General features: G+C 38.8%; 13 protein-coding genes and 1 pseudogene. All 14 read left to right on the forward strand.

The annotated features are described in order from the left end of the window. Positions 1-36 precede the first annotated feature (36 nt). The 14 genes and pseudogenes from QNH43_RS10760 (at position 37) to QNH43_RS10825 (ending at position 15,254) form a co-directional block, all read left to right on the forward strand. Positions 37-1,002 carry an alpha/beta fold hydrolase gene (locus QNH43_RS10760; RefSeq protein ID WP_283917819.1) on the forward strand — a complete coding sequence of 322 codons (966 nt, stop codon included), beginning with the start codon at positions 37-39 and terminating at the stop codon, positions 1,000-1,002. An 18-nt stretch (positions 1,003-1,020) separates the two neighbouring features. Then, entirely contained in the window at positions 1,021-1,692 is a 672-nt protein-coding gene (locus QNH43_RS10765; RefSeq protein WP_283917820.1) for a response regulator transcription factor, read from the forward strand. After that, positions 1,689-2,687 (forward strand): sensor histidine kinase, encoded by a 999-nt coding sequence (locus QNH43_RS10770; protein WP_283917821.1) that lies wholly within the window; start codon positions 1,689-1,691, stop codon positions 2,685-2,687. The genes QNH43_RS10765 and QNH43_RS10770 overlap by 4 nt, the downstream gene beginning before the upstream one ends. Positions 2,688-2,893: 206 nt before the next feature. Next, a complete protein-coding gene (locus tag QNH43_RS10775) occupies positions 2,894-3,763 on the forward strand; it encodes a cation diffusion facilitator family transporter (protein ID WP_283917822.1) in 870 nt (289 codons plus the stop codon). 448 nt (positions 3,764-4,211) lie between these two features. Next, positions 4,212-5,840 carry a ribosomal protection-like ABC-F family protein gene (gene abc-f, locus QNH43_RS10780; RefSeq protein WP_283917823.1) on the forward strand — a complete coding sequence of 543 codons (1,629 nt, stop codon included), beginning with the start codon at positions 4,212-4,214 and terminating at the stop codon, positions 5,838-5,840. Between the two features lie 186 nt (positions 5,841-6,026). Beyond that, positions 6,027-6,446: a VOC family protein gene (locus tag QNH43_RS10785; protein WP_283917824.1), complete on the forward strand. Its 420-nt coding sequence runs from the start codon at positions 6,027-6,029 to the stop codon at positions 6,444-6,446. A gap of 458 nt (positions 6,447-6,904) precedes the next feature. Further along, positions 6,905-7,081: pseudogene (locus QNH43_RS10790) on the forward strand (PTS lactose/cellobiose transporter subunit IIA); the annotation flags it as partial. Positions 7,082-7,374: 293 nt separating this feature from the next. After that, positions 7,375-8,277 carry an aldo/keto reductase gene (locus tag QNH43_RS10795; protein WP_283917825.1) on the forward strand — a complete coding sequence of 301 codons (903 nt, stop codon included), beginning with the start codon at positions 7,375-7,377 and terminating at the stop codon, positions 8,275-8,277. A 176-nt stretch (positions 8,278-8,453) separates the two neighbouring features. Further along, positions 8,454-9,770 (forward strand): MarR family transcriptional regulator, encoded by a 1,317-nt coding sequence (locus QNH43_RS10800; protein WP_283917826.1) that lies wholly within the window; start codon positions 8,454-8,456, stop codon positions 9,768-9,770. 85 nt (positions 9,771-9,855) lie between these two features. Then, positions 9,856-10,962, forward strand: coding sequence for a mandelate racemase/muconate lactonizing enzyme family protein (locus QNH43_RS10805; RefSeq protein WP_283917827.1), 1,107 nt, complete (start codon positions 9,856-9,858; stop codon positions 10,960-10,962). Between the two features lie 29 nt (positions 10,963-10,991). After that, on the forward strand, positions 10,992-12,410 hold the full coding sequence (locus tag QNH43_RS10810) for a YfcC family protein (protein ID WP_076368814.1): 1,419 nt from the start codon (positions 10,992-10,994) through the stop codon (positions 12,408-12,410). Positions 12,411-12,430: 20 nt separating this feature from the next. After that, complete coding sequence (locus tag QNH43_RS10815) at positions 12,431-13,573, forward strand: M20 peptidase aminoacylase family protein (RefSeq protein WP_283917828.1); 1,143 nt, start codon at positions 12,431-12,433, stop codon at positions 13,571-13,573. A gap of 513 nt (positions 13,574-14,086) precedes the next feature. Beyond that, on the forward strand, positions 14,087-14,512 hold the full coding sequence (locus QNH43_RS10820) for a DMT family transporter (protein WP_283917829.1): 426 nt from the start codon (positions 14,087-14,089) through the stop codon (positions 14,510-14,512). Positions 14,513-14,555: 43 nt separating this feature from the next. After that, entirely contained in the window at positions 14,556-15,254 is a 699-nt protein-coding gene (locus tag QNH43_RS10825) for a Crp/Fnr family transcriptional regulator (protein WP_283917830.1), read from the forward strand. The last annotated feature ends 27 nt before the right edge of the window (positions 15,255-15,281 follow it).

The raw sequence follows: 15,281 nt of genomic DNA on the forward strand, positions 1-15,281 counted from the left end.
ATATCCTTTCAGTATAACTTGAAAGGAGTTTTCTCTATGAGGAAAATGTTGAAAGTATCAAAGAATATATTTTTTTCCTTCGTTGCTATTATCATATTTGTAGCAATGGCTGTTTTTATTTACCATAATTATCAAAAGGGCAAAGAATCATCATTAATTAGAGAAGGAACATTGGTTGATTTTAATAACAAGGGAATTAATGTATATTCGGAAGGCAGCGGTGAGGATACATACGTTTTTATGTCCGGTTCCGGGATTGCGGCTCCAGTTTATGAATTGAAAGGATTATATAGTGAATTTGCAAAAGAAAATAAGATTGCAGTCATTGAAAGAGCTGGATATGGATACAGTGATGTTTTTCGTGATGATAGGGATATTGATACAATATTGGAACAAAGCAGGAAATCATTAATGGAAAGCGGAAATAAACCTCCTTATTTTTTGGTCCCACACTCAATATCAGGTATCGAAGCTATTTACTGGGCACAAAAATACCCAAATGAAGTAAAGGGAATCATTGCTTTGGATATTGGTTTACCGCACCAATATGTAACTCATAAAATGGGCATGGTAGATTCATTGACTGTAAGAGGAGTGAATATTTTAACGAAAATGGGTTTGCACCGTCTTTTTCCTTCTGCTGTTTATAATCCCGAAGTGATTAGGCAATCTTTCTTAAGTGACCATGAAAAGGAAATATATAAAGCACTATCATATAAACAGTTTTTTAATGATGATATGGAGCAAGAGCTAATACAGAGTTACAGTAATGGGAAAAAATCAGTTAACTTGCCGTTTCCAAAAGAAACACCCATTTTATTTTTAGATGCGATTGCCGATGAAAATAAAAATTCAAAATATACAAAACAAAAAAATGAAGATTATGAGAAGTTTGCACAGAAACTATTAAAGGCCGATGTAATAAAACTGAAAGGGACGCACAGCATTTATTTATATGTGCCAGATGAGATTTATGATCTTGCCATGGAATTTATTAAATGAATAAAGAAAGGCTTTGTGATGAAAAGATATAATATTTTAATTGTTGAAGATGATTTGATGATTGGTGATTTATTGAAAAAAATTTTGCAACGCGAAGAATACAATGTACGTTGGATGAAGGGAGGAAAAGATATTATAGATATAATCCATGGGATGGATTTAGTCATTATGGATGTTATGCTGCCAGGAGATGATGGCTATCAAATTACAAGGAAAGTAAATAGTCTAGGATTAAATATTCCAGTTATTTTTCTATCCGCCCGAAATGATATCGAAAGTAAACTCCAAGGTTTGACAATTGGCGAGGATTATATGACTAAGCCTTTTGATCCCAGGGAGCTATTACTAAGAATGCAGAAATTGCTGGATAATCAATATGGCACTTTCACGCAAATCAAGCATATATATATAGATGCCGAACATAAAAAAGTATTCAATAATGACTTGCATAATGAAGTGGTTTTTACTGCGATAGAGCGTAAAATATTTTTCTATTTATATGAAAATAGGGATCGGATCTTAACGAAAGAACATTTCTTTGAATATTTATGGCAGCTCGAAGAAAGGAATCAAAATATCATTAATGTTCATATAAAAAAAGTTAGAACAAAAATCAATGATAACAACGGTGAGATCATCCAAAATATATATGGGGAAGGGTATAGATTGAATACCTATATAAAGAAATGAAATTAAAGAAAAAATACCAGCTATTATTATTTATCGCCGTTATTAGCGTACCATTTATATTACTGTTAATCAGTATCCTTATGTCAGTCATTTATGATTTGGCCTTTAAAACCAAAAATGATGATATTCCTTTTCATGAATCTTTTGCATATCCTACAATGCTGGGGGTATTTATTTTATCATTGTTATTGTTAGCCTTCTTATTTTCCAAATCTATTAACTCACTATTAAATAAAATCAATATATTGAATGAAACCATCAGGAATTTAGCCAGTGATAAGGAGATTCCGAATAAATTAGAGATTAAAAGCAATGATGAAATCGGGAAATTAACTAAATCGGTGAACTTATTGATTGAAAGAACGACCTATCGGGAATTGGAACTAAAACAACAGGAGGAAATGAAAAAGGAACTCCTGAATAAATTAAGGCATGACATCAATACACCTTTAACAGCAATAAAATTACAATTGTTTTATTTAGAAGGTCAATATACGGGTCAAGTTCCACTATTGCAATCACTATATCAACAAATTGATTATATTTCCGAATTAACAAATGAATATAAAATTCAATCCACAGATGCGTTAGATAATTCTTATATCTTAAATGATGAAGTGAATATGCACGAATTAATAGAAATGATGGTTAAAAAATGGGACTATTTGTATAACATGCATGGTATTGAATTAATATATCACCCATTAAATGGAGAGTTGGAATGGATAAGTAATGACTTGTGGCTTCAAAGGTTGTTCGATAACGTTTTCCAAAATGTGTTGAATCACTCGAGGGCTGATAAACTTGTGATAACCATCGAAAATGATGGAGTCATTATCAAGGATAATGGTATTGGTTTTGATATCGATCGTAAAAGTAAGGGGCTTGGCTTAAATATAATTGAGGATATAGCCAAGACACTACATATAAAATATAATTTGCAATCAAACGAAAGCGGAACTTCATTTTGTTTTACAGTCGAAAAAACGATATAAATCTCAATTGATTCGTTATTTTTGCGGCGTTAACATCCGGGGATTTTGTCAAGGGTTCATCAATATCATTCTTTTCAGATAGTTTGCCCCATGCAACATAGTTATATATCACTTACTTATATAAAGCGATACAAAAAGGTTGCTATAGACCCACCCATTTTTAAGTTGATATGATATTCAGGTACTTAATTGTGGGGGGAAGTTGAATGGAAGAACAAAAATATAATGACCTCAAATTAGGCGAACGTGGTGCAATCATTAGTATCATTGCTTATATTTGTCTATCAATCATGAAACTTGTTATAGGATACATAAGCGACTCAGCTGCCTTGAAAGCGGATGGTTTGAACAACACGACTGATATTATCGCGTCCATTGCCGTGCTGATCGGTTTAAGGCTGGCTCAAAGACCCCCCGATAAAGATCATGGTTATGGTCATTGGAAAAGTGAAACGATTGCTTCGATGGTAGCTTCATTCATCATGTTTGCTGTTGGTGTACAAGTTTTAATAGATGCAGTTGCTTCCATGCTTAAAGGTGGAAAGGAATCACCTGACATTATTGCAGGATATGTAGGTGTATTATCAGCAATAGCCATGTATTTTGTATACCGATATAATAAAAAGCTTGCTTTAAAAATTAATAGTAAAGCCGTTATGGCAGCTTCAAAAGATAATATTTCCGATGCTTGGGTAAGTATTGGAACAGCTATTGGGATTTTCGGTTCCCAATTGAATATGCCTTGGCTGGATTCACTTACCGCCATCATAGTTGGATTATTGATATGCAAAACAGCCTGGGATATTTTCATTCAAGCTTCGCATGAACTTTCCGACGGATTTGATGAAAATAAAATTCATCTATATAAGGATGTAATTACGAATGTTGATGGAGTTAAGGGGATAAAGGAAATTAAAGGGAGAAATTACGGGAATAATGAAGTGATTGATGTTGTCATCCTTGTCAATTCTACCCTGGATATTAAGGAAGCACATGATATAGCGACCCATGTAGAGAAAGTGATGATGAAAGATCATGGAGTGTATGATGTTCATGTCCATGTTGAGCCCAATTAGTTCTCTCTCTTGAGCATTAATAAAAAGGGAATAAAATGGCTTTACAAACATATGAATAATATGCAATCATTAATTCATTACATTGGAAGGAAAAGGTACCTTATACAATGAAGCAGTAATCTTATCAAATAAACAGTAAATCTAAATCTATATCAATGGGTGTAATCGGTTAGATATGTTCAATGAAAATACGCGTCACTTTTTTTGCTTACCGGATTTATTGGTGAGTGAAGTGAATCACTAATTCATTTGAACAAGAATCTTTTGAGATACCCTTGTGAGATTTTTAATGATTATGTTTAGAGATGGGATTCGTCTGTTCGTTTATAGGTACTAATTCATATACAACTGCTTTATCTGTTATCAAATCAGATGAGGTATATTTGGTTTATGTATATTAATTTAGTAACAGGCGATCTCTCTCTAGAAAAATAGAGGGGGATTTTTCATGTTATTTTTAAAAGCGAATGATTTAAAGAAAAGTTACGGGAACCGTGAAGTTCTTTCCGTTGACTCACTTCATCTTTACAGCCATGACCGTGTTGGTTTGGTTGGCAGGAATGGAGAAGGTAAAACGACCTTGCTTTCTATTCTAGCGGGCGTGAGGGTACCCGATACCGGTCATATAGAAAGCTATGGAACAGTCAGCTATATCCCGCAAATTGAAGAAAATGAACAAGAAATAAGCGGGGAGTTAACGAGCATATGGAAACTGCCCAATGAGAATCAAGAAATCATAAGCGGCGGCGAGAGTACTCGAAGGAAAATCGCCGCAGCTCTGTCCTCCAATGCGGATGTATTGATTGCGGATGAACCTACCAGCCATTTGGATATATCCGGAATGGAACAATTGGAAAAGGATTTAAAGTCTTTTAATGGCGCTATTTTGCTTACTTCACATGATAAAGCTTTCTTAAATCATCTGTGTACAACAATATGGGAAGTCGAGCAAGGCAAGGTAACTGTATATGAAGGGAATTACGAAGCGTATATCAAACAAAAGCAAGCAAAAACAGAAAAGGAAAATAAGCAATATGAAGAGTATACCCGTGAAAAGAATCGGTTGAAACAGGCTGCACAAAACCTCCAAGCCAAATCTGATTCAATCAGGAAAGCCCCTAAACGAATGGGCAATTCAGAAGCAAGGCTCCATAAACGGAGCTCCGGGAAACAGAAGGCGAAATTGAACCGTTCTGCTGAAGCGATTGAAACCAGAATCGAAAAATTGGCAAAAAAAGAAAAACCGAGGGAAGATTCCCCTATAATCTTTGATATTTCAGAATTTCCATCTTTGCATAGCAAAAGGGTCATTCGATTTAATGGCTGTTCCCTGAAAATCGGGTCAAGGATGCTGAAACAGCATATTTTTGGAGATGTCCCGCTAGCTTGCCGACTCGCCATCAATGGTCATAATGGTTCAGGAAAAACGACATTATTGAAAAAGATAGTGGAGCGGCACCCAGATTTATATGTCGCGAAGCCAGCAAAGATTGGATTTTTTGCCCAACAACAAGAAAATTTGAATGAAAGTAAAACGATACTAGAAAATATATTGGAGGACAGTCCCTACAATAAAGCCTTTATTCGTACGCTATTATCCCGATTAGCTTTTAAAGGAAATGATGTTCACAAACAAGTATCACTTTTAAGCGGTGGGGAAAGAGTCAGGGCATCCCTGGCAAAAGTCTTTTTGGGAAACTATAATGTACTGGTTTTGGATGAACCTACAAATTACCTGGATATTCAAACTAAAGAGGCTTTAACCGAGGTGTTAAAAGCATATCCAGGAACCATCGTTTTTGTGACTCATGATCGTTCATTGATTCAATCGCTTTCAACACATTCCCTTTCATTTGAAGATGAACCTCCGAGAGTATGTGCTATCAATCAGAAATCAACTAAATCGGCTGCGCTTGAAGACGGTCATCAAGATAAACAGGCTGAACTTCTTATGGTTGAAGTGCAACTCATCGAGACACTTGGGAAGCTGTCCAGTGTTATGAAGGAAGAGGAGAAAGCGGAATTGGATAGGGAATACCTCCAACTCTTGAACAAGAAAAAGGAGCTTGAGGATTAAGTGCCATCCATTATTAAAGGCCCTTCTTAATCGAGAGGGGCCCTATTGATGGATAAAGAGCGGTTAAAGCAGGGGATGATAAAATAGCTATAAAATGGATTAGTCCTAATTAGTCTTGATCGGTATTCTGGATGAACTAAAAGCGTTGGTAGCCAATAGAGGGTGAATGTAAGAAGGAGGTCAATCATGAAACCGCGTATTACTGTCATAACATTGGGTGTGGATGATTTGGAAAAATCGTTGAAATTCTATCGGGATGGCCTGGGATTTCAAACTGAAGGAATAGTGGGCAAAGAATTTGAGCATGGAGCTGTTGCCTTTTTCGACCTGCAAGAAGGCTTAAAGCTTGCCATATGGAATCGAAGGGATATAGCTCATGAGGCCAAGGTTCCTTTGTCTCCGACAAGTCCTGCTGAATTTACCCTTGGTCACAATGTAGGTAGTAAAGAGGAAGTGGATATTGTGTTGGAAAAAGCAAAAAAAGCTGGGGCGATCGTAACTGATCCGGCACATGCCACTTTCTGGGGAGGATACTCTGCACACTTTCAAGACCCTGATGGACACCTTTGGGAAATCGTTTGGAATCCGCAGTGGGACATCATTTAATCATGAATGTGATCCATTTCAAGTGGATCTCGCTGAATGGAATCATGTTTAGAAAGCATACTCATCACCTAAAGTTTTAATATTTCTAAAAAGACTCTAGGCAAAAGGATTCTATCTAAAGGTTAAAACAAAGTTGATTGGAACGGAAGGCACGAGACTCCTGCGGGAACAGCGTGTCTACGGGAGACCCACAGGCGAAAGCCGAGGAGGCTCCCGGACCGCCCGCGGAAAGCGAGTGCCTGGAGTGGAAAGCAACGTCCAAATTGTACAAGCCATAAAAAACTGTAGGTAAACCAGATTTTCATCGAGTTTGCCTACAGCATGAAACAAGCACTTAACCTATGGGTTAAGTGCTTGTTTTTTATTAATGAATTCTCTACTTTTTGCAATACTTTCTTTATTCTTTTCTATCGCTTCGTTATTACTGTATTTCACCTGATTAACGGTCTCATTATGAGTTTGTTGCTGCACATAAAATCCAAACCGCATTGATTCAAAAAGAAGTGAACGGTGAGAAATTCGAAATTCCATTGCTCCTGATCCATGCTCAAGATCACCTGATGACCTCCATGACAACAAAAGATTTAGCGATGGAAATCGTCGAATTACACGAGAAAACACAAAGGAACCAATGAAGTGATTCATGCTGATGGAATCCTTTTAAGAGGCTGCTGTGGCAGCCTCTTTCTTATGGAACAAACGGGTGAAATTACATGACAAGGCGGCGATGCATTTCTTTAGCTAGGTTCATGAATTTATGCTCGGGATATAAGGGTCACTCAAGATTAGGAATCTCCGAAATTTTAAATTATACTAATGTTCAAGGCAGTACCAATGATACTGCCTTGAATTAACGAAGGATGATCATGAAAAGCAGAACAAACAACTGATTAGCAAGATTAATCATGTTATAAAAGGGGAGAAAAACATGCAAAGAGTCAATCTAACTGAAGATTTTAGTCTTTCACGCATTGTACACGGTATGTGGAGATTGGCAGATTGGAGATTTTCTACAGATGAAATCCTAGCTCTTATTGAACATGGGGTGGATCGGGGCATCACTACATATGATCACGCCGATATATATGGCAGCTATACGTGTGAGGAGATTTTTGGGAAAGCACTTGCATTAAAGCCATCTTTACGCGATAAAATGGAGATCGTTACGAAATGCGGCATAGTTCTTCAATCAGAAAACCGTCCATCACATAAAAGTCACCATTATGACACTAGTAAACCCCATATAATGAAGTCTGTTGAACAATCTCTAATGAATCTTAAAACGGATTATATTGATTTATTGCTTATCCATCGTCAGGATCCCTTGATGGACCCGGCGGAAACGGCTGAAGCGTTTAATCAATTAAAAGAATCAGGAAAGGTCCGTAACTTTGGAGTATCGAACTTCAAAAAACCGCAATGGGATATGCTTCAATCTTATCTTGAATATCCCCTTGTGACGAATCAACTGGAGCTTTCTGCATATAATCTTGAAAACTTCGAGGACGGAACCGTTAATCTATGTCAACAAACGGGCGTGGCTCCTATGGCATGGTCACCTCTTGCAGGAGGAAGCATCTTTGAGGAATCGAATGAAAAGGCTGCCCGATTAAGAAAAATGTTAGAAATCGTAAAAGAAGAAATCGGTGCTAACGGAATAGATGAAGTGATGTATGCATGGCTATTGAGACATCCTGCAACAATCATTCCGATTGTTGGATCCGGTAAGAAAGAACGGTTGGACAGCGCCATTGATTCACTAAACCTAAGCATGGAAAAAGAGCAATGGTTCAATATTTTAACCAGCTCGATGGGACATGATATCCCGTAATGAAATGTACCGTTTAACAAGGAACCTTAATGGGGACCTCCGTGAAGAGGTTCCCATTTTTAAATTGCAAGAGATGTACTTTCACTTTTCAAACCATGATTTTTGTGAATTTATTTAGTACTAATTAGATTCTGCCGTATAATAAAAATACTATTTCATTTTCGAGGTGAAACAACATGAAAATCGGGGTAATAGGCTCAAAGTATTTTTTGGAATCCATATCAATCCACTTTCCCATGTTTCCTGAGGTACAATTCATTTCCTTTCAATATGACATGCCGGAAGAAAGCCGTCTATTAATAGAAAATGCGGGAAAACAAACCGATCTAGTACTGTTTTCAGGTTCCATACCTTTTTATTACGGATACGAAAAAGTTAAAAGGGGTTTATTGGAAGCTATTTATGTCCCATTTGATGAATTGACAGTTGCGCTTTCGTTGTTATCGATTTCTCATAGGGAACAGGTTACCATAAATGAAATCTCAATAGATTTACCGGACAGAAAAAGGTTAATGAATGTATTGGAAGAATCGGAAATTGTTGAAGAATTACTATGTGTGAAAGATTATCCTTGGATATACAAGAGGGAAGAAATTACCCAGACACTAAATATAGCCGAATTCGTTCAATTCCACAGCAACCTGCATAAAGAAGGAAAAACACATATTGCATTAACGAGCATACATGCTGTATATCAGGAGCTTCAAAGACTGTCCATTCCTTCCAGATTTATGGTCCAGCCCAAACACACCTTAGTAGACAGTCTTACAAGAGCTATCTCCTTATTAAAACTAAAGAAAACGGAAGAATCCCAGATTGCTGTCATTTCCATTCAAGATTATCAACAAAACGCTAATGAAAGTGAACGATTATTAAATTTTTTACAGAAATTGAGTAAGAGATTACAGGCTCGTGTTTCACTTGAATACTGTAATCCATATTTGATTTATACTACACGCGGTGCATTGCAGGCATTTGAATCAGGTATATATGATGAAATTATCGGACAAATGGAACAAGAATTTCAATCCCTCTTCCAAATTGGCATTGGATATGGATATACGATTCAAGAGGCGGAAAAACATTCGGCTCAGGCACTGTTTTTCACCAATAAATTTCTTAGGAACAAAACGGTAGTTTGCTTGGTGGATGAAGATCAAAAACTCAAGGGACCATTATTCGAAGGGAATCACAAAGTGGAATTGAAAAATGAAGATGAAGCCATTCAAAAATTAGCCAGTGAACTAAAAATGAGTGCAAAAAATATAAAAATGATTCAACAGTTTATTTCGATAAACCATTTTCGGGCTTTTTCTGCAGCAGAGCTGGAGGAATACATGAGTTGTACCAGACGATCGGCAGAAAGATTTGTTAAAAGACTTACTGAAGGAGGCTGTCTAACCAGAGTTGGAGAGGAACATCCATATGGGCAAGGAAGACCCCGCAATTTATATGTACCTGAGGAAAAATTCAAGAAAATTACTGAAAATTAAAATTTTCAGACTTTACAGAAAAAGGAGGTTGGTATATATTATTTTTATTAACGACATATAGCGACAATGGAAGGGGAGGTTAATTTTGTTTATTGAACGTATCGAAATTCATGCCGTTCATTTGCCATTAAAAGAGCCATTTGTCATTTCCTATGAAACATACAAGCATATGCCATCTATTATCGTAAAATTAATAGCAGATAACGGGCTGGTGGGGTATGGTGAGGCAGTGCCTGATGAACATGTAACCGGGGAAACGTTTTTTGCGACATTCGAAGTACTAAAGCATGTCCTTTTACCTGCAGTAAAGCAGGAAAACCCATTTAATTTAGAAAAGATTCACGATATCATGAATTCCGCCATCATTGGAAACCCCTCAGCAAAAGCGGCTATTGATATAGCTTGCCATGACCTGATGGGGAAAAGCGCCAAATTACCGATTTATGATTTATTGGGCGGGAAATTCCATGAATCCCTCTCTTTCGCCAAGGTATTAAGTATAGACGAACCGGGGATCATGGCTGAAAAAGCGCAGGAAGCTCTCAAGCTAGGATATAGTTCTTTAAAACTTAAAGTTGGCTGGGATATTGAGTCAGATATAGAACGGATTGCTGCTGTCCGACAAAAGGTCGGGAAGAAGGTTCCAATTCGGGTCGACGCAAATCAAGGGTGGGGGACATTTGCCAACGCACTTCCGGCAGTGGAGGCTCTGGAACCATTAAACCTTTCATGGTTGGAACAGCCGATTAGAATGGGGGATATAGACGGTCTTGCTGAACTTAAGGGAAAAACGACCATTCCACTTATGGCTGATGAAAGCATCCATAACGGAACCCATCTACTCGAAATCATTAAAAAGAATGCAGTGGATAAAATCAATATTAAACTAATGAAATGCGGCGGAATCTATCAGGCTATTCAATTGGCAAAGACAGCAGAGGCTGCAGGAATCAGCTGCCAAATCGGTTCCATGGTGGAGTCTTCCATCGGATCTGCAGCTGGGTACCATACGGCCATTTCACGAAAGAATATTACCAGTACTGAATTGACGGGCCCGCTTCTATTCAGTCTCGATATTGGGAATCTTGATTACGAAATTCCATATGTCCATCTTACAAAAGAACCTGGGCTTGGAATCGTAATTAACGAGGAAGTTCTTGAGCAATTAACGATAAAAAAAGAGCTGGTTTAACCATAAGCCGTACAGGATGGGGTGAACGGATGGAAACGGAAAAAAATAGTGTGACGGTCAAGAAAAAGGCAAGGTTGAAAGTACCGCATACATACACACTTATCTTTATCATAATCATTTTGGCAGGACTTGCTTCATATGTGATTCCAGCCGGCGAATTCGACAGGGTTGAAGATAAAGAATCAGGAAGAATGCTTGTAGTCGACGGAAGCTATCATTCTATTGAACAAGACCCAGTGAGCTTCTTTGACCTTTTCACCTCCATTCCATTGGGATTGGAAAAAGGAGCCCAAATCATTTTTTATATCTTTCTTGTAAGTGGTGTATTCGGGATAATACGCACTACCGGGGCCATTGAAGCAGGAGTCTACAAAGGGGTCCGATCACTTGAGGGCCGGGAAAAGCTTTTGATTCCATTGAGTATGCTGCTTTTTTCGATTGGCGGTTTTAGCATGGGGATGGCAGAAGAGACCATCATCTTTGTACCGATTGGTATCGCTATAGCTAGGGCGATGGGCTTTGACGCAGTTACTGGAACGGCCATGATTACACTGGGTGCAGCGAGCGGATTTTTTGGGGGCATGCTCAATCCCTTTACGGTAGGGGTGGCGCAATCACTTGCTGAAGTACCTTTATTCTCAGGAATCGGTTTTCGCTTTGTGATTTATATTTTTGTACTAGCATTTGCCATTTGGTATGTTAGCCGTTATGCGAATAAGGTAAAGCGGAATCCTGAAAATAGTGTAATCTATGATATTGAACAAAAAGAAAAACGAACGGTTGGTCTAGTCGACTTTCCTGAACTGACGGGGCGTCACAAGCTAGTCTTCATCGCGATGATTTTGGGTCTGGCTTTTAACATTTATGGTGTGTTTAAATGGGGTTGGTTTTTAACCGAGCTTACCGCTTCATTTTTGATTATGGGTATTGTAAGCGGGATTGTAGGCGGTTTACAGCTTGGGAGAATTTTCGATTCATTTATCGATGGGGCCAAAGCGGTAACATTTGGCGCCTTGATCGTCGGCTTTGCAAGAGCAATAACAGTAGTGTTGGAAGAAGGGAAAATCATAGATTCTTTGGTCTTCATGGCGGCGTCCGGGATCGGCCACCTACCGCAGGCATTGAATGTCGTAGGCATGTTCTTCACCCAAGCAATCCTGAATTTATTCATCTCTTCGGGTAGCGGGCAGGCTGCGGCAACAATGCCGATCATGGTTCCCATTACGGATATATTGGGTTTGGAAAGGCAGCTTGCCGTTCTTGCCTTCCAATATGGAGATTCGGTTACGAATTCCATCATTCCAACGTCATCAGCGTTAATGGGATATCTGGCCATCGCTGGGATTCCCTATGAGAGATGGGTGAAGTTCATTTGGAAATTAATTCTCGGGTGGGCTTTGATTGCTTGCATTGCATTAATGGCTGCAGTGGCCCTCGGTATCTCCTAAGAAAATAAGGAGGGGTTTAGATGAAGGAATTATTGAATGAAATTAAACCTCAAATACTGGAGATTTTCCACCATCTTCATGAGAATCCTGAAGTGAGCTGGAAAGAATATCAGACTACGTCTTATATTTCAAAGATCCTCCATCAAAATGATATTGAGGTGACCAGTTTCGAGGATATGCCTGGGATTGTGGGGAATTGGCATCCAGATGAATGGCGAAAAAACTTAACGGTCGGATTGCGTGCCGATATGGATGCTCTCCTTCAGGAGGTGGATGGGACAATCCGTGCCAACCACTCCTGTGGGCATGATGCTCATATGACGATTGTTTTGGGCGTCTTGCTGGTATTAAAAAAAATGAAGATCAATCTTCCAGGTACGTTAAAATTTATCTTTCAGCCTGCCGAAGAAGTTGGTGAAGGTGCTTTAAAGATGATTGAAAAACAGGTATTGGAAGATGTTGATTTTCTATATGGTCTTCATTTGCGCCCCATTCAGGAAATGAAACTTGGACAAGCCTCCTCAGGCATCATTCACGGGTCAGCCGATACAGTGTATGGGGAAATTCACGGATTTGACGGACATGGTGCCAGACCCCATTTGACTTTAAATGCCATTGAAGTGATCACATCCATTGTTGACCAGCTTAAAGGGATACGGCTAAACCCGCAAATATCATATTCAGTCAAAATGACACAGGTTTCTGCAGGAGGGGAAAATGCGAATATTATACCTGGGTCCTCCAGGTTCAGTCTTGACTTACGCGCCCAGACGAATGAAGCGATGGATGAATTGATCGAAAAGGTGGAGGGTGTCTTGAAGAAAATGTCCGTCTTCCATCAATGCGAAATTAGCTTTCAGCATAAAGAAAGAGTATATGCCGCATCCATTGATCAAGAAGCGGAACGATTTATGGAGAAGGCAATTGAAAAAACCTTAGGGGCCAAAGGGGTAGTCAGGCCCATCATCACTCCTGGAGGTGAGGATTTTCATTTCTATACAAAAGAAAGACCTGCTATCAAGGCAACGATGTTGGGGCTGGGCTGCGATTTAGAGCCAGGTTTACACCATCCCAATATGGTGTTTAATCATGATGCCATTTTCACGGGTATTGAAATACTAACCAGGGCAGTCATTGAAACTTTTTCTAAAGATGACAAGTAAAAAAGGCACCATTTAATTTCTATAGTGCTAAGTTCTCCGAAAATGATTAAATTGCTAGGAATTAGACTTATTTTCATTATTCAAGTTAATGGTAAACAAGCGAGGCCACTAATTATTTAGTGGCCTTTGCTAATTAAAGATTGGCCTTGGCAGGGAATTTTTTTTATTTTCCCAAAAAAATCTTCATTCCAACAATGAAGCCTGGAGTCGAACAGCGGGACATATGTCCTTTCCGGAATCTTTAATCCGTTATTTAATAATGGAAGGCTCTTTTCGTAAAGATTGTTGTTTTTAGAACGAAACAATTTAAGGTTGATTGGAGCGCAAGTGCGAGACTCCTGCGGGAGCAGCGGGACAGGTGAGACCCCACAGGCGTTTACGCCGAGGAGGCTCACCGCCCGCCCCGCGGAAAGCGAGCATCTGGAGGGGAAATCAACCACACCGCTTTATTTGGAAAATAGCAACAAAGTAACGAAAACAGCCTAATGGAAACAAAGAAGGGGAGGAGACACAGTGAAAGGGATTTTCTTTTCGTTTTTTGGAGGAGCCTTTCTAACGTTGCAAGGTGTAGCCAATTTTCAGATTAGCCGGGACCTTAGCACGTGGCAGGTCGCAACGATCACACAGTTCACTGGTTTCATCATCGCCGGGATGATATTAATGATGATACGTAAAGGGGATTCTCTTGAATTAAAAAAAGTAAAACCAATGTATTTGTCAGGTGGCGCATTTGCTGCGGTGATAATTTTCAGTAATATTACGGCATATAAACAAATCGGAGTGACGTTTTCGGTATCAGCTCTATTGCTTGCTCAGCTAAGTCTTAGCTTTGTCATCGATAGCAAAGGGTGGTTTGGGGTAACGAAACAGAAGATGCAATTACCACAGTTCATTGGGCTTGGCTTGATGATGGCAGGAATCATTTTATTAGCGGTATAATTGTAAGGATATAAGTAATAGGCAGGAAGTGAATCTTAATCAGATGAAAGAAATAATGGATTTGGAAAAAATCAATCACTATTTGAAGGTCCATCAGTTGGAAAACATTTTTAATGGAGCCTTGATGCCCTATTTATCTCTCTACCATGTTGAGTCAGGTGAATGTGTTTGCTCCCAAGGCGATCGAGTGAATTATTTGTACGTGCTGGTTAAGGGAAAAGTTAAAGTGTATACGACATCAGTTGAAGGCAAGAATCTGATTCTGTCATTCAAGACCCCTCTTGAAGTAATTGGGGATATTGAATACATACAGGGAATCGATATCATCAATACTGTTGAAGCGGTATCGGATGTCTATGTTATCGGCATCCATCATCAATGGTTAAAAAAGTATGCCGAAGGTCAAACGGCCTTCCTCCAATTTTTACTAAGGGTCATCACCCAGAAGTTTTATGTTAAATCCAAGTCACTTAGTTTCAATTTAATGCATCCAGTTGAAGTAAGGCTTGCAAGTTACCTCCTATCTGTTTCGTTCGATGAAACAAATGCCCAAATCACTGGACGGTTGAATACTGAGAGCCTGAAGGATACCGCAAACTTTATTGGGACAAGTTACAGGCACCTTAATCGGGTCATCCTGCAGCTTTGCAGGGATGGTTTGATTGATCGGTCCGATGGATTCATCCAAGTTAAAGATTGGGAAGGTGTAAAGGCACTGTCAGGCCACAATATTTATGAGTAGTTTATATGATTTGGAGGAGGCGTTACG

Source organism: Peribacillus simplex (genome assembly GCF_030123325.1).
GTDB classification, from domain to species: domain Bacteria; phylum Bacillota; class Bacilli; order Bacillales; family DSM-1321; genus Peribacillus; species Peribacillus simplex_D.